This is a genomic window from Novosphingobium sp. CF614, from assembly GCF_900113255.1.
Lineage (GTDB): Bacteria > Pseudomonadota > Alphaproteobacteria > Sphingomonadales > Sphingomonadaceae > Novosphingobium.
Window position 1 is genome coordinate 198,004 of record NZ_FOOR01000003.1, and the last position, 15,372, is coordinate 213,375.

Here is a 15,372-nt window from a genome sequence, read left to right on the forward strand (position 1 = left end):
GAACGACATGATCGAAATGGTGATTGAGCAGCGCCGCCGCGGCCTTGGCGGGGGACTCGATGTCGGCCGCGTCCTGCCTTTCGCGCAGCGGCGCATGGTGGGACCGTTCGTTTTCTTCGATCACATGGGCCCGCTCGATGTCGCTGCGGGCGTCGGCCGGAACCTTGACGTTCGGCCGCATCCCCACATCGGCCTCTCCACCGTAACCTATCTGTTCTCGGGCGAGATCATGCATCGCGACAGCGTCGGCTCGCAGCAAGCGATCCGGCCGCAGGAAGTGAACTGGATGACCGCCGGCAGCGGCATCACCCACAGCGAACGTTTCGAAAAGGCACGCGCCGTGGGCGACCATCTGCATGGGATACAGGCGTGGGTGGCGCTGCCGGTGGACGATGAGGAGACCCTGCCTTCCTTTTCGCACCACGCGGGCAGCGACCTGCCGCAATGGCGCGAGGCTGGCGTGGCGGGGCAGCTTATCGCCGGCAGCGCCTATGGCCTGACCGCCGGCGTCCGGACGCATTCACCGCTGTTCTATGCCCATCTCGATCTGGCGACGGGCGCCATCGCCGAGGTTCCGAGCGGTCATGCCGAGCGGGCGATATATGTCGCGACCGGCTCGATCGAAGTCGACGATCAGCGCCACGCGGCTGGGCGCATGCTGGTGCTTGGCCCGGATGTGTCGCGCATCAAGGCGCTCGAACATGCGACGGTGATGGTCCTGGGCGGCGAGCCGGTAGGAGAGCGCTATCTGTACTGGAACTTCGTCTCATCCTCGAAGGAGCGCCTCAAGCAGGCCGCCGCCGACTGGAAGGCCGGCAGAATGAAGTTGCCCGATTTCGATAACGTGGAGTTTATCCCGCTTCCTGACAGTCCTGTAGCCCCATAATGTCAGATCTCCTGGATCGGGACTCCTGTCCCACCCTTCCCTTCGCCACCTCGCGATGACGAAGTGGGAAACGGTTCCCGCTCCGAGTCGTGCAGATTAAATATTTGTTAAATAGCGAAAATATTGATCGGAGCCCACTTACGCGGAGCTTGCCGAAGGGATCGGACCCCGGCGCCGCGCAAGCGTCCTACGAGGAGGCGGGATGGTCCGAAGCTTCGGCAAGTGCAGGAAGGGCAACCGTCGCGGCGTATTTCGCACTTGCAAAAAAATGCTGCATCGCACAAAACGACCCTGCCTTTCAGGCATCCTCTCCCAAACTTCCAAATCCCGGTCGGCAACGGCCGGGATTTTTTTCGTCCCGCTCGTAGCCGGGCCGCGAGCGTTCCTGCGAGATCGGCCGGGGCTGGGAGGCCCCTACCCCGCTATCCCCGCCGCGGCCAGCACGGCGCTGGTCAGCACGTCGGGCGCGATCGCCGTCATCGGCACGATCTGGACCGGCTTTTCCATGCCCAGCAGCATCGGGCCGATAGTGGTCGCCCCGCCCATCTCGCGCAGCAGCTTGGCCGAGATGTTGGCGGACTGCAGTCCCGGCATGATGAGCACGTTCGCCGGCGCCGTCAGGCGGCAGAAGGGATACAGCGCCATGATCTTGGGGTTGAGCGCGGCATCGGGCGCCATGTCGCCGTCATACTCGAAGCCGGGCTTCTGCTCGTCGAGGATGTGGACGGCATCGCGGATCGATTCCAGCCACCTGCCCGAGGGGTTGCCGAAAGTCGAGTAGCTGAGAAAGGCGACGCGCGGTTCATGGCTGAGCTTGCGGGCGACCGCCGCCGTCTCGTTCGCGATCACCGCCAGTTCCTCGGCGCTCGGGCGCTCGTTGATGGTGGTGTCGGCCATGAACACGGTCTGGTTCTTGCCGACCAGCATGTGGATGCCGAACGGGAGCTTGCCATCGGCCGGATCGAGCACGCGGCGCACGTCCCGCATCGACTGCGCGAAGGGACGGGTCATGCCGGTAATCATCGCATCGCCCACGCCCAGCTTGAGCAGGCAGGACGAGAAGATGTTGCGATCGGTATTAATCATGCGCTGCACGTCGCGCTGAAGGAAGCCCCGGCGCTTGAGGCGTTCGTAGAGCATCTCGACCATCGGCGCAACGTACTGCGACACCATCGAATTCTCGATCTGGTAGCTCTCCGGATCGGCGACCCCGAGTTCGGCCATCTTGTCCAGCACGTTCCGCGTGCGGCCGACCAGGATCGGTTCGCCATAGCCGAAATCCCGGTACTGGATCGCCGCGCGCAGCACGACTTCGTTCTCGCCCTCGGCGAAGATCATCCGCTTGGGGTTGGCCTTGACCTGGGCATAGACCTGGCTGAGCACCGATGTAGTCGGGTTGAGCCGGGCCTTGAGTTCGTGGCGATAGGTGTCGAAATTCTCGATCCGCTTGCGCGCGACACCCGAATCCATCGCCGCCTTGGCCACGGCCGATGGGACGACTTCCATCAGGCGTGGATCGAAGGGCGCTGGGATGATGTATTCACGGCCGAACTGCTGCGATTCGCCATAGGCCGCGGCGACTTCCTCGGGCACCTGCTCACGCGCGAGCTGGGCGATGGCGTGCGCGGCGGCGATCTTCATCTCTTCGTTGATCGCGGTCGCACGGACATCCAGCGCGCCGCGGAAGATGAAGGGGAAACCCAGCACGTTGTTGACCTGGTTCGGATAGTCCGAACGCCCGGTGGCGACGATGGCGTCGGGGCGCACTTCCTTGACCAGGGGTGGGGCGATTTCCGGATCGGGATTGGCCATGGCGAAGATGATCGGCTGGTCCGCCATCTTCATCACCATGTCCTGCGTCACCGCCCCGGCGACCGACAGGCCGAGGAACAAGTCGGCACCCTCGAGCGCCTCGGTGAGCGTGCGCTTGTCGGTGGTGACGGCATGGGCCGACTTGAACTGGTCGATGTTGTCGCGGCCGCGATAGATCACGCCCTTGCTGTCGCAGACAATCACGTTCTCGTGGCGCACGCCCATCGACTTCATCAGTGCCGTGCAGGCCAGCGCCGAAGCACCGGCACCGTTGACCACCACCTTGATCTTGCCAAGATCGCGCCCGGTGAGGTGGCATGCGTTGATGATCCCGGCGGCGGCGATGATCGCGGTGCCGTGCTGGTCGTCGTGCATGACCGGGATATTCATCCGCTCGCGCAGGGTCTGCTCGATGATGAAGCACTCGGGCGCCTTGATGTCTTCCAGGTTGATGCCGCCGAAGCTCGGCTCCATCATCGCGATCGCCTCGATCAGCGCCTCGACGTTCTCGCTGGCAAGCTCGATGTCGATCGAATCGACATCGGCGAAGCGCTTGAACAGCACCGCCTTGCCTTCCATCACCGGCTTGGAGGCCAGTGCGCCGAGATTGCCCATGCCCAGGATAGCCGTGCCGTTCGAGATCACCGCGACAAGATTGCCCTTGGCGGTATATTCGTAGGCAGCCTGCGGATCGTCGGCGATGGCCTGCACCGGAACGGCGACGCCGGGCGAATAGGCCAGGCTGAGATCGCGCTGCGTCGCCATCGGCTTCGATGCGATGATCTCGATCTTACCCGGCCGGATCGTGCTGTGATAGAAGAGCGCCTCGCGCTCGGTAAACTGGACCTTGCTTTTCTCGGACAAGCGACATCTCCCGGACTCGCCCGCCCCCTAACGAAAGATCGCGCGACGCGATAGGGGAAAGGATGGGCGGACAAGCTTCCCAAGACCGCGACCATGGCGCTAACGCTACCCGGCATGAGCGGCTCTTCGCAAACCTCTGGGCAAACCTCTGGGCAAACCTCTGGGCAAACCTCTGGGCAAACCTCTGGGCAAACCTCTGGGCAAACCTCTGGGCAAACCTCCGGACAAACAACCTCCGGGCCGGCCTCCGGCGCCACTCCGATGATGGCCCAGTACCTCGCGCTGCGTGAGGAAGCCGGGGACTGCCTGCTGTTCTATCGCATGGGTGACTTCTTCGAACTGTTCTTCGACGATGCGCGGAAAGCGGCGGCGATCCTCGACATCGCGCTCACCACGCGCGGCGAGCACCTGGGCCAGCCGATTCCGATGTGCGGGGTTCCCGCGCATTCCGCCGAAGGCTACCTGGCCCGCCTCATCAAGGCCGGCTGCCGCGTGGCGATTGCCGATCAGGTCGAAACCCCGGCCGAAGCGAAGCGGCGCGCCGGGTCCAAGGCGCTGGTGGCGCGCGATATCGTGCGCTTCGTCACGGCGGGCACGCTGACCGAGGAAGCGCTGCTGGAACCGCGCCGGGCCAACGTGCTGGCAGCGGCATGCGACTTGCGCGGAACCATCGGCATCGCCGCCTGCGACATCTCGACCGGCCGCATGGAGCTGGAGGAATGCCCGCCCGAGCACCTGGCCGCCGCCTTGGCCCGCCTGGGCGCGAGCGAGCTGGTGGTGCCGGACGGCTGGGAGGCCGCACCCGCCTACGCCATTGCCCGCGCCGCGCGCGAGTTCTCGTCGGAGGGCGGCGAGGCGCGGCTCAAGCTGGTCCACGGCGTCGCCACGCTCGATGGCTTCGGTATGTTCACGCGGCCGATGCTGGCGGCGGCGGGCGGATTGATCGCCTACCTCGATCATGTCGGGCGCGGGAGCCTGCCGCTGCTGCTGCCCCCCGAAGCGCGCTCGGGCGAAGCCAGCCTGGCGATGGACGAGGCGACGCGGGCGAGCCTGGAAATTCTCGAAGCGGCGCGGGGCGGGCGCAAGGGCAGCCTGATCGACGCCATCGACCGCTGCGTCACCGGCGCCGGCGCGCGCCAGCTGGCCGAGGACCTTGCCGCGCCGCTGACCGATCGCGCCGCCATCGCCGCGCGGCTCGAACTGGTCGAATGGCTGCACGACGACGCCTTGCTGCGCGAGGATCTGCGCGCCGCGCTGCGCGCGCTGCCGGACCTGGGCCGGGCGCTCGGCCGCGTGGTGGCGGGCCGGGGCTCCCCCCGCGATCTCGGCCAGCTGCGCGACGGCCTTTCCGGCGCGCGCACGGTCGGCGACAGGCTGGCGCGGCGCGGCGACCTGCCGCTCCTGCTGGCAGCGCTGCTTCCGCATCTGGGCGGCCACGGCGCGCTGGTCGATCACTTCGATCGCGCGCTGGTGCCCTCGCCGCCGACCGAGCGCGGACAGGGCGGCTACATCGCCCCGGGCTACGACGCCGCGCTCGACGTGCTGCGCGAGACGTCCGGCAACGCCCGCCGCGCCATCGCCGCGCTGGAAGCGAAGTACCGCGAGCAGACCGGCACGCCTTCGCTCAAGATCAAGCACAACAATGTGCTCGGCTACTTCATCGAAGTGCCCCAACGCCATGCCGACAAGTTGCTGGAGCCGGACAGCGGCTTCTCGCACCGCCAGACCATGGCCGGGGCCATGCGCTTCAACGCGCTCGCGCTGCACGAGGAGGCCAGCCGCATCACCGAGGCCGGCGCCCACGCGCTCGCCGCCGAGGAAGCACATTTCGAGGAACTGGTCGCACAGGCGGTCGCCGCCCGCCACGCCATCGCCCGCACCGCCGCCGCGCTTGCCCGCATCGACGTTGCCGCCGGGCAGGCCGAACGCGCGGCCGAAGGCGGCTGGGTCCGGCCCGCGGTGGTGGACGGCCTCTCGCTGGAGATCGAAGGCGGGCGGCATCCGGTGGTCGAAGCCGCGCTCAAGGCGCAGGGAGAGCGCTTCGTCGCCAACGACTGCCGCCTCGCCAGCCATGACCGGCTGTGGCTGATCGGCGGCCCCAACATGGGCGGCAAGTCCACTTTCCTGCGCCAGAACGCCCTGATCGTGCTGCTTGCCCAGGCAGGCGGCTTCGTGCCCGCCAAGGCGGCGCGGATCGGCATGGTGGACCGCCTGTTCAGCCGCGTGGGCGCCTCCGACAACCTTGCGCGCGGACGTTCAACCTTCATGGTCGAAATGGTCGAGACCGCCGCGATCCTGGCGCAGGCGACCGACCGCAGCTTCGTCATCCTCGACGAAGTGGGCCGGGGAACCTCGACCTACGACGGCCTGGCGCTGGCCTGGGCGGTGGCCGAGGCGGTCCATGAGACGAATCGCTGCCGCTGCCTCTTCGCCACCCACTACCACGAACTCGCGCGGCTGGCGGAAACCTGCGAGGCACTGTCGCTCCACCATGTCCGCGCGCGCGAATGGAAGGGCGACCTCGTACTCCTCCACGAACTGGCCGATGGCCCCGCCGACCGCAGCTATGGCCTTGCCGTGGCGCGGCTCGCCGGGGTGCCGCCCAAGGTCATCAGCCGCGCCAAGTCGGTGCTGGAAAAGCTGGAAAAAGGCCGGGCCGAAACCGGCGGCCTGGCGGCCGGCCTGGGCGACCTGCCGCTGTTCGCCGCCGCCCAGGAACAGCGCGAGACGCAGTGCGACAGCCTGCGCGACAAGCTGCGCGAGATGGACGTGGACGCGCTCTCCCCGCGCGATGCACTCGAAGTCCTATACGATCTCAAGCGCGAGGCGGGCATCGAACCTTAACCTTGCCGCGCTATCCTGGCGCAGCGATGTTCGGACCCAGGATAACCACCGTCTTCAAAAGCCGCTGGAACGCTCTGTTCTGGGCAGCCGGCGTTCTCACGACCGCCTATTGCACGGTTCCAGCCGCGGAAGACGTGGCGAAGCAGGAAAGCGCCCAGGTCGCCGCCGCCAAAAGCGAGCACAAGAACCCCTGGTCGAAGGATTCGGCGAACTAGCGCTGCAAATGCCGGTTGAGATTGAAACGGGCCGTCCAAGGGCGGTGGAACGTCACGCCTCTCCGGCACACGCCATAAGTACATGCCATGCCGCCGCCCAAAACCTGAAAGCAGCGTCGCCCGCTTTATTTCACGGTTAACATTGGCGTGATACGCACCCGGCGATGACCCAACGTTCCCGTATCCTCGTGATCTTCGGCACTCGTCCCGAGGCGATCAAACTCTTTCCCGTGATCCACGCGCTCAAGGCCGATCCGCGGTTCGAATGCGTCGTCTGCGTTTCGGCGCAACATCGCCAGATGCTCGACCAGGTGCTCGAGATCGCCGGGATCGTGCCCGACCATGACCTTGACGTGATGCGGCCCGACCAGACGCTCGACGCGCTCACCGCCAGCCTGCTCACCGGCCTGGGCAAAGTGATGGACCTGGTACAGCCCGATCGCGTGATCGTGCAGGGCGATACGGCGACGGCCATGTCCGGCGCGCTGGCCGCCTATTACCGCAAGGTGCCGGTGGATCATGTCGAGGCGGGCCTGCGATCCTACAATATCTACCATCCCTGGCCCGAGGAGGTGAACCGCAAGATCATCGGCGCCATGGCCAGCCTGCACTTCGCGCCGACCACGACTTCGGCGGCCGCGCTTGTCAACGAGAATGTCGATCCCGCGCGCGTCCACGTCACCGGCAACACGGTGATCGACGCGCTGCGCTGGGTGAGCGCCCGGATCGCGGCCGAGCCCGGGCTGGCCGCCGGTCTCGCCGGGCTTGAGGCCAGGTTCGCCGGCAAGCGCATCATCGGCGTCACCAGCCATCGCCGCGAGAACTTCGGCGAGGGCATGGAGCAGATCGCGACCGCCATCCGCCGGATCGCCGAACGCCCCGATACCGCCGTGATCTTCCCCGTCCACCTCAACCCCAACGTGCGGCGGGTGATGAACGAGCGTCTTTCCGGGCTGGACAACGTCGCCCTGATCGAGCCGCTCGATTATCCGCACTTCGCGCGCCTGCTGAATATCGCCGAGATCATGCTGACCGACAGCGGCGGCGTGCAGGAGGAAGCCCCCGCGCTCGGCAAGCCGGTGCTGGTCATGCGCGAGACCACCGAGCGCCCGGAAGGGGTCGAGGCCGGCACCGCCCGGCTGGTCGGCACTTCGGCCGCCGCGATCGTTACCGAAATATCAACCTTGCTCGACGATACCTCGGCCTACGAGGCCATGGCGCGCGCGCATAACCCCTTCGGGGATGGGCAATCTTCGCGCCGAATCGTGGAGCTGCTTGCGCATGAAATCAGAGAACAAGCCTAGCGTTTGTGTTGTCGGCCTAGGCTATATCGGACTTCCGACCGCCGCCGTGATCGCCCGCGCCGGGTGCAAGGTGCTGGGCCTCGACGTTTCGCAAAGGGTGGTCGACACCATCAATCGCGGCGAGATCCATATCGAGGAAGTCGATCTCGAGGGCCTTGTCCAGGGCGTCGTCTCGCGCGGGCTGCTTTCGGCCGCCATCGAAGTCGCACCCGCCGACGTCTTCGTGATCGCCGTGCCCACGCCTTTCGACAAGGACCATGCGCCGGACATTTCCTATGTCCTGGCCGCCGGCCGCACGATCGCCCCGGTGCTGAAGGCGGGCGACGTGGTGATCCTCGAATCGACCTCGCCGGTCGGCACTACCGAACAGCTTCGCGACATGATCGCCGAAATGCGTCCCGACCTCAAAGTGCCCGGCCTTGTCGGCGAAACCCCGGACATCTCGATCGCCTATTGCCCCGAACGTGTGCTTCCGGGCCGCATCCTGGAAGAGCTGACCAACAACGACCGCTCGATCGGCGGCATCACCCCGCGCTGCGCGAGGAAGGCGCTGGCTTTCTACAAGCGCTTCGTGCGCGGCGAGTGCGTCACCACCGATGCACGCTCGGCCGAGATGACCAAGCTGGTCGAGAACGCTTATCGCGACGTCAACATCGCCTTCGCCAACGAGCTTTCGATCGTCTCGGACCGCATGGGGCTCGACGTGTGGGAAGTGATCCGTCTCGCCAACCGCCACCCGCGCGTGAACATCCTCTCACCCGGCCCCGGCGTGGGCGGCCACTGCATCGCCGTCGACCCCTGGTTCATCGTCCACGGCGCGCCGAAGGAAACGCCGCTGATCCGCACCGCGCGCGGCGTCAACGACGGCAAGATGCATCATGTGATCGCCAAGGCCGAAGCGCTGGTAGAAGCCCATCCGGACGCGAAAGTCGCCTGCCTGGGCCTGGCCTTCAAGGCCAATATCGACGATTTCCGCGAAAGCCCGGCCCGCTTCGTCACCAGCCGCCTCGCCCGCAAGTTCGGCCGCCGCATCCACGTCGTGGAACCTTACGCGGCCGAGCTGCCGATCGAATTCACCGATACCGGGGCGGTCCAGATCGACATCGACGATGCCCTGGAAACCTGCGACATCCTGATCGTCCTGGTGGATCACGACGTGTTCCGCGTGGTGCCGCTGGCCGAGCGCGCGGACAAGCTGGTCTACGACACGCGCGGCATCTGGCCCGACCAGCCGCGAGCCGTGCGCGAGGAGGATGCGCGGCTTAAACTAGTGGGGTGAAATCCGAATGCAGGACCGACGCGCAAGCCCGCTGGAAATGCCCCGCATGCCCTGCTAGTTCACCGGCTCATGATGAACCCGCCCGAAATCGTCCACACCGATTCCCACCGCGTCTCTTGCGACGGGGCCGCCGACATCCGCGCCCGCGGAAACTACCAGCCCGCCGCGCTTGGCCATCCGCGCGTCTGGCTGGAGATCGACGAGAAGGGCTACGTCGAATGCGGCTATTGCGACCGCCGCTTCGTGCTCAGGGGCGGCCCGGCGGACCAGCAGGCAGCCTGACCTTCGCTTGACCACCCATCGCTTCACCACCCATCTCCCGGGCTCACCCCGGGACGACGGTGATTCAACGGCATTTCAATTCGCGCGGCCGCCTCTATATTCGCAGGCATGACCATGACCGATCCCCGCTCGCTCCTCTATCGCCAGCTCACGCCGGAGGACGCGCGGGCGCTTGCCGCCGAGACACTGGGGGCCTGCGACGATGGCGAACTCTATCTGCAGTTCATGGCGAGCGAGGCTTTCGGCTTCGACGACGGCCGGCTCAAGACCGCCGATTATTCGCGCGACGCCGGCTTCGGCCTGCGCGGCGTCTCGGGCGAGATGACCGGCTTTGCCCATGCCAACGAGATTTCCGCCGCCGCCATCCGCCGGGCCGGCGAGACGCTGCGGCTGCTCGACCCCGCGACCGGCGCGCGCGCCGCGCCGCCGCCCGGCAACAACCGCCACCTCTATACCGATGCCTCCCCGCTCGATCTCGTCGGCTTTTCCGAGAAGGTCCGCCTGCTGGAAGCGATCGACGCCGCCGCCCGCGCCCGCGACCCGCGCGTCGCGCAAGTCAGCGCCAGCCTTTCGGGAAGCTGGTCGGTCGTGGAGATCGTGCGCGCCGACGGCTTCGTCGCCACCGACGTGCGCCCGCTGGTGCGCCTCAGCCTCTCGATCGTGGCCGAGAGCAACGGCCGGCGCGAGACCGGGTCATACGGCGTCGGCGGGCGCTGGCTCTATGACGACCTGTTCAAGCCCGAAACCTGGAACCACGCGATCGACACCGCGTTGGGCCAGGCCCTCGTCAACCTCGAAAGCGTGGATGCGCCGGCCGGCGAAATGCCGGTGCTGCTCGCGCCCGGCTGGCCCGGCGTGATCCTGCACGAGGCGATCGGCCACGGGCTGGAAGGCGATTTCAACCGCAAGGGCACTTCCGCCTTCGCCGGCCGCATCGGCGACCGCGTGGGGGCACCGGGCGTCACCATCGTCGACGACGGTTCGATCGAGGCGCGCCGCGGCTCGCTTTCGATCGACGACGAAGGCACGCCGACGCAGGAGACGGTGCTGATCGAGGACGGCATTCTCAAGGGTTACATGCAGGATCGCCTCAATGCCCGCCTGATGGGCGTGGAGCCCACCGGCAACGGCCGGCGCGAAAGCTACGCCCACGCGCCCATGCCGCGCATGACCAACACCTTCATGAAAGCCGGCAACGACGATCCCGCCGAGCTGCTTTCGCGCATCGGCAACGGCATCTACGCCAAGAACTTCGGCGGCGGCCAGGTGGACATCGTCTCGGGCAAGTTCGTGTTCTCCTGCACGGAGGCCTACAAGGTGGAGAACGGCAAGCTCGGCGCGCCGATCAAGGGTGCGACGCTGATCGGAGACGGCCCCTCGGTGCTGACCCGGGTCAAGGGTATCGGCAACGATCTGGAGCTCGACCGCGGCGTGGGCGTATGCGGCAAGGGCGGGCAGAGCGTGCCCGCCGGGGTCGGTCAGCCCACGCTGCTGATCGAAGGATTGACCGTGGGCGGGACGGCCTGACTCCGGTCAGCTTCGGTTCAGCCAGTCCGTGCGACGCATGCGCCCGGATGAGGAAGACCCGGAGAAGGAGTTAGGCATGAACAGGATCATCGCAGGCATCGCAGTCACGGCGGCTCTTCTTGCGGTGGCCCCGCTCCAGGCCGCACCGAAGCTGACGGGCGAGGAACAGCTCGCCAAGATGCTGGAGGGCCGCGAAGCGGGCAAGCCGGTGAATTGCATCCCGCTCTCGCAGGCCAGCGACACGACCGTGATCGACAAGACCGCGATCGTCTATCGCGTCGGCACGACGCTCTATGTCAACCGCCCCACCAACGCCGACATGCTGGACAACGACGACATCCTCGTGACCCGGCTCTACGGTTCGCAGCTGTGCAGCGTCGACACCGTGCAACTGCACGACCGCTCCGGCAGCCACATGTGGAGCGGTTTCGTCGGCCTCAAGGAATTCGTTCCGTACAAGAAGGTGGCGCCCGCCCCCTGAAGATATTCCGCCGTGTCCCCTGAGGAGGCGACCGAGAGGGTGCTCACGGCCGCCTCCTTTTGTTTGGGCGAGGGCATCGGCAAAAGGCGGAACCGGCCAGCGCACGATTCGCCGCATAAGTTTCTCCATTCGTCGCCGACTTGGGCGAACACGCGATGTGTTCACTCGACCGCAAGCTCGTTTCGGGAGAGTGGGCGCCGAACCAGACACACGATTCCGGATTGACCATGGGACTCTTCAAGGCCGACTTCTACCGCTTCTTTGCTCTCGGCTTCGCCGGGGGCGCGCTGCTGGTGCTCGGTGTGCTCGGCCTCGACAGCCACGCCACCCTGGCCAACAATATCGTGCCGCCGGCCCACGCCGAAGCCGCGCACTGAAGCCCGGCCGGCCCGAGACTCCTCTGGGCCCAAATCTTCGACCGATCCAAAGACATCGCCCGATTGCGCCCGGTGCGGCCAGGCCCCATATTGGGATCATGTCCGGCCACCATTCCCATGACGAACATAGCCATAGCGAGCATCGGGGCGACAACCTGGTAACGGCCGCGCGCCTGGCGCTGGTCGATGCCGGCGAGCAATGGACCGAGATGCGCGCCGATGTCTTCGCCGCGCTGGCCGAGCGGGAGCGTCCGGCCTCCGCCTACGACCTTGCCGAAAGCGTTTCGGCGCTACGCGGCAAGCGCGTTGCGCCCAACAGCGTCTACCGCATCCTGGACCTGTTCGTGCGCACCAACCTGGCGCGCCGGGTCGAAAGCGCCAATGCCTATATCGCCAACAGCCATCCTGGCTGCCGGCACGATTGCATCTTCCTGATCTGTGACGCTTGCGGACAGGCCGTGCACATCGACGATGATCGCCTGACCGGCGCCCTGATCGCCGCCGCGCGCGATGCCGGCTTCGCCGACGTGCGCCCGGTGGTGGAACTGCGCGGCACTTGCGCGGGCTGCGGGTGATTCGCCTGGGACAAAGGTCCAGGACCCAAGGAATAGGTCATTCCGGGCACGCTCAACCGACTAACGGCACGCTGATGCCGGCATGATTTGAGACCAGGTCTCTTGGCGCGAAACTCATCTTCTCCGTTCGTCGTTCCGTTCCGGCAAAGCCCAGCGCTCAGTCGCAATCCAGGTCATAGAACCGGCGGATCACCTTCCAGCCCTCGTCGGCGGTCTCGCACCAGTGGAACAGGTCAAGATCCTTGCGATTGATCGTACCTTCCTCCGCCAATGCCTCGAAATTGACGATGCGGCTCCAGAATTCGCGGCCGTAGAGCAGGATCGGGATCGGCTTCATCTTGCCGGTCTGGACCAGCGTGAGCAGCTCCAGGAACTCGTCGAGCGTGCCGAAACCGCCCGGGAACACGGCCACCGCGCGGGCGCGCAGCAGGAAATGCATCTTCCTGAGCGCGAAGTAGTGGAACTGGAACGAAAGGCGCGGGGTGACAAAAGGGTTGGGCGCCTGCTCGTGCGGCAGGACGATGTTGAGGCCCAGCGATTCCGCGCCCACTTCGGCGGCGCCCCGGTTGGCGGCCTCCATGATCGAAGGCCCCCCGCCCGAGCAGACCACGAACTGGCGCATGCCTTTCTCGACCACCGCGAACTGGCTGGCGAGCCGCGCCAGGCGGCGCGCTTCCTCATAGTATTTCGTCTTGGCGACCAGCCGTTCGGCGATCTTCCGCTCTTCCTCGGTGCCAGCCGCCGCCAGCAGGGCCTCGCACTTGTCGGGCGAGGGAATCCGTGCCGATCCGTAAAATACCAGGGTCGATCCGATCTGCGCTTCCTCCAGCAGCATCTCGGGCTTCAGCAGCTCGAGCTGGAAGCGCACGGGGCGCAGCTCGTCCCGCAGCAGGAAGTCCGTATCCCGGAAGGCGAGGCGATAAGCCGGGTGCTCGGTCTGGAGCGTGCCGCCTTGCTGGTCGGCAAAGCCAACTTCCTGTTCGGCCTTGTAGAAACGCTGCTGGGTGAGGTTCTTGTCGTTTTCGTCGTCTGCCATTTTCGCTCCATGGCTGTTCATGCACGGCGCGTCGAGTAGAGATAATCGCGCACGCACTTGCACGCATTCGCACAGACTTTAGCATCCCTTCGATGCTGACCCGACGCCAGGCCGTCGCGGGGCTTGGTGCCGCCGCGCTTTCCTTGACCACGCCGTCGCGAGGCGCGCAACCGCCCCGGTCGGGTCCGCCCGCGCCGGTCAAGCCGCCCCGCCTGCGGGAAGGCGACGTGCTCGGCCTGGTCGCCCCGGCAGGTTTCGTCGGCGACCGTTTCGGCCTGGACGAGATCGAGGCCACGGTGCGCGCCATGGGCCTTGTTCCCCGGCCCGCGCCGCACCTGCTCGAACGCGAGGGCTATCTGGCAGGCTCGGACCAGACCCGCGCGCGCGATGTCATGGCGATGTTCACGGATGACGGTGTCCGCGCGATCATGGCGGTGCGCGGAGGCTGGGGTTCGGCACGGCTGCTGCCCTACCTGGATTTCCAGGCGATCGCGCGCCGGCCCAAGCTGTTCGCGGGCTTCAGCGACAATACCGCGCTCCACCTCGCGCTCGCGGCGCGCACCGGCGTGGCGAGCATCCATGGCCCCAACGCCGCGGCTTCGTGGCCGCCGGCGGCATGGGAAGCGTTCCGCCAGATCGCCTTCGAGGGAGACATGCCGACCTATTCGGTGCCGGCCTACGATGGTCCGAACCTGGCGGGTCACGGCGGCGCCCTGCGCATCTTTCGGGGCGGCAAGGCGCGCGGGCGGCTGCTTGGCGGCAATCTTTCCGTGCTGGCCGCGCTGGTCGGCACGCCGTACCTCCCGGACTTCACCGGCGCGATCCTGTTCCTGGAAGACACCAACGAAGCCGAATATCGTATCGACCGCATGCTGACCCAGCTTGCGCTCGGCGGTGTCCTCGGCAAGGTCGCCGGCATCGTCTTCGGACAATGTACCGGGTGCGAGGACCCCGATCGCGGATTTTCGGGCTTCACGATCTATGAAGTGCTGGACCGCCAGGTCGCGGACCTGGGAATTCCCGCCTTCCAGGGCGCGATGATCGGCCATGTCGCCGCGCAAGTCAGCGTGCCGGTGGGCATCATGGCGGAGATCGACGCCGATGCGGGAACCATCCGCATGCTCGAACCGGCCGTCTCCTGAGGCTTCACAAGGAGGGAGCGTGGTCGCGGCTTCAGGCGATCTGGCGACGGCCGGTGAACGGCAGTTCGCGGCCGAGGCCGTAGCGCGCCACCAGATCGACGAAGATATCCCCGTCGAGCGGTTCGGCGAACTCCAGCCCCGCGCAATGATCGTTGGCCCAGGCCACGAAAGCCATCGACGGACGGCATCCGGGCAGCGCCAGGCTGACCGCCTCGTCGGTTTCAAGCAGGCCGACCCCCTCGATCCGCGCGCCGAAGCGCGTAAGGTCCTTGAGCATCACAGTACTGCTGACGAGATCGCGACGAAACTTGGCCATCATCTCCACGTTCTCGCGTTCCTGCCGGCGCTCGCGAGCCAGTTCGGACGGGTTCGCGGCTGGATCGAAAGCAATCATTTCGCGTCTCCGTAAAGATATTAACCAGTTCCGTTCGGTACAAGATAGAACATCGGGGTTTCCCGATTTGCTCCACGCGCTTCCGGGTTTTCCCGTGGCCGCCATTTCCGTGCCGCGTATTATCCCGGATTCCATCGGTCGAAACTCTCGAGTCTCGCTTCAAGAGCATTGGCACAAGGAACGCCTGAGCACCGGCGAAAAGACGGTAGGCGCAGGCGCGGCTTCGGGGCCGACCCCTTGCGATAGCGATGGCGTTTTCCACTCCGAGCCTTGAGAACGGCCTTCGTCATCACGCCCCGCCGGCAGGGCGCTCCGCATCCTTTCGCGGCGGAAACCCCATCTTAACCATTTTCT

Annotated in this window: 14 protein-coding genes; 11 read left to right on the forward strand and 3 right to left on the reverse strand. The window is 66.3% G+C overall.

What is annotated here, in order from left to right; all coding sequences use genetic code 11:
- The first annotated feature begins 7 nt into the window (after positions 1–7).
- Positions 8–886: a pirin family protein gene (locus BM052_RS05735; RefSeq protein WP_091144297.1), complete on the forward strand. Its 879-nt coding sequence runs from the start codon at positions 8–10 to the stop codon at positions 884–886.
- A gap of 414 nt (positions 887–1,300) precedes the next feature.
- On the opposite strand, the gene BM052_RS05740 is transcribed toward BM052_RS05735, so the two are convergent.
- Positions 1,301–3,562, reverse strand: coding sequence for an NADP-dependent malic enzyme (locus BM052_RS05740; RefSeq protein WP_091144300.1), 2,262 nt, complete (start codon positions 3,560–3,562; stop codon positions 1,301–1,303).
- A 261-nt stretch (positions 3,563–3,823) separates the two neighbouring features.
- Here BM052_RS05740 and mutS point away from each other — a divergent pair, with 261 nt between their 5' ends.
- The 9 genes from mutS (at position 3,824) to BM052_RS05785 (ending at position 12,446) form a co-directional block, all read left to right on the forward strand.
- On the forward strand, positions 3,824–6,406 hold the full coding sequence (gene mutS / locus BM052_RS05745; RefSeq protein ID WP_091144302.1) for a DNA mismatch repair protein MutS: 2,583 nt from the start codon (positions 3,824–3,826) through the stop codon (positions 6,404–6,406).
- Positions 6,407–6,432: 26 nt separating this feature from the next.
- Entirely contained in the window at positions 6,433–6,621 is a 189-nt protein-coding gene (locus BM052_RS05750) for a hypothetical protein (protein WP_091144480.1), read from the forward strand.
- A gap of 164 nt (positions 6,622–6,785) precedes the next feature.
- Positions 6,786–7,925, forward strand: coding sequence for a non-hydrolyzing UDP-N-acetylglucosamine 2-epimerase (gene wecB, locus BM052_RS05755; protein ID WP_091144305.1), 1,140 nt, complete (start codon positions 6,786–6,788; stop codon positions 7,923–7,925).
- Positions 7,903–9,204 carry a UDP-N-acetyl-D-mannosamine dehydrogenase gene (gene wecC / locus BM052_RS05760; RefSeq protein ID WP_091144307.1) on the forward strand — a complete coding sequence of 434 codons (1,302 nt, stop codon included), beginning with the start codon at positions 7,903–7,905 and terminating at the stop codon, positions 9,202–9,204. The genes wecB and wecC overlap by 23 nt, the downstream gene beginning before the upstream one ends.
- Positions 9,205–9,273: 69 nt before the next feature.
- Entirely contained in the window at positions 9,274–9,486 is a 213-nt protein-coding gene (locus BM052_RS05765; protein WP_091144309.1) for a zinc-finger domain-containing protein, read from the forward strand.
- 108 nt (positions 9,487–9,594) lie between these two features.
- Positions 9,595–11,013, forward strand: coding sequence for a metalloprotease TldD (gene tldD, locus BM052_RS05770; protein ID WP_091144311.1), 1,419 nt, complete (start codon positions 9,595–9,597; stop codon positions 11,011–11,013).
- Between the two features lie 76 nt (positions 11,014–11,089).
- Positions 11,090–11,494: a hypothetical protein gene (locus BM052_RS05775; RefSeq protein WP_091144482.1), complete on the forward strand. Its 405-nt coding sequence runs from the start codon at positions 11,090–11,092 to the stop codon at positions 11,492–11,494.
- A 221-nt stretch (positions 11,495–11,715) separates the two neighbouring features.
- On the forward strand, positions 11,716–11,871 hold the full coding sequence (locus tag BM052_RS19840) for a hypothetical protein (RefSeq protein WP_177198333.1): 156 nt from the start codon (positions 11,716–11,718) through the stop codon (positions 11,869–11,871).
- Between the two features lie 98 nt (positions 11,872–11,969).
- Positions 11,970–12,446: a Fur family transcriptional regulator gene (locus BM052_RS05785; RefSeq protein ID WP_091144316.1), complete on the forward strand. Its 477-nt coding sequence runs from the start codon at positions 11,970–11,972 to the stop codon at positions 12,444–12,446.
- 157 nt (positions 12,447–12,603) lie between these two features.
- Here the strand turns inward: BM052_RS05785 and BM052_RS05790 are convergent, their stop codons facing one another.
- Entirely contained in the window at positions 12,604–13,482 is an 879-nt protein-coding gene (locus BM052_RS05790; protein ID WP_091144484.1) for an LOG family protein, read from the reverse strand.
- Positions 13,483–13,574: 92 nt separating this feature from the next.
- Here BM052_RS05790 and BM052_RS05795 point away from each other — a divergent pair, with 92 nt between their 5' ends.
- A complete protein-coding gene (locus tag BM052_RS05795) occupies positions 13,575–14,624 on the forward strand; it encodes a S66 peptidase family protein (RefSeq protein ID WP_091144317.1) in 1,050 nt (349 codons plus the stop codon).
- Between the two features lie 31 nt (positions 14,625–14,655).
- On the opposite strand, the gene BM052_RS05800 is transcribed toward BM052_RS05795, so the two are convergent.
- Positions 14,656–15,018 (reverse strand): hypothetical protein, encoded by a 363-nt coding sequence (locus BM052_RS05800; RefSeq protein WP_091144319.1) that lies wholly within the window; start codon positions 15,016–15,018, stop codon positions 14,656–14,658.
- Between the last annotated feature and the right edge of the window lie 354 nt (positions 15,019–15,372).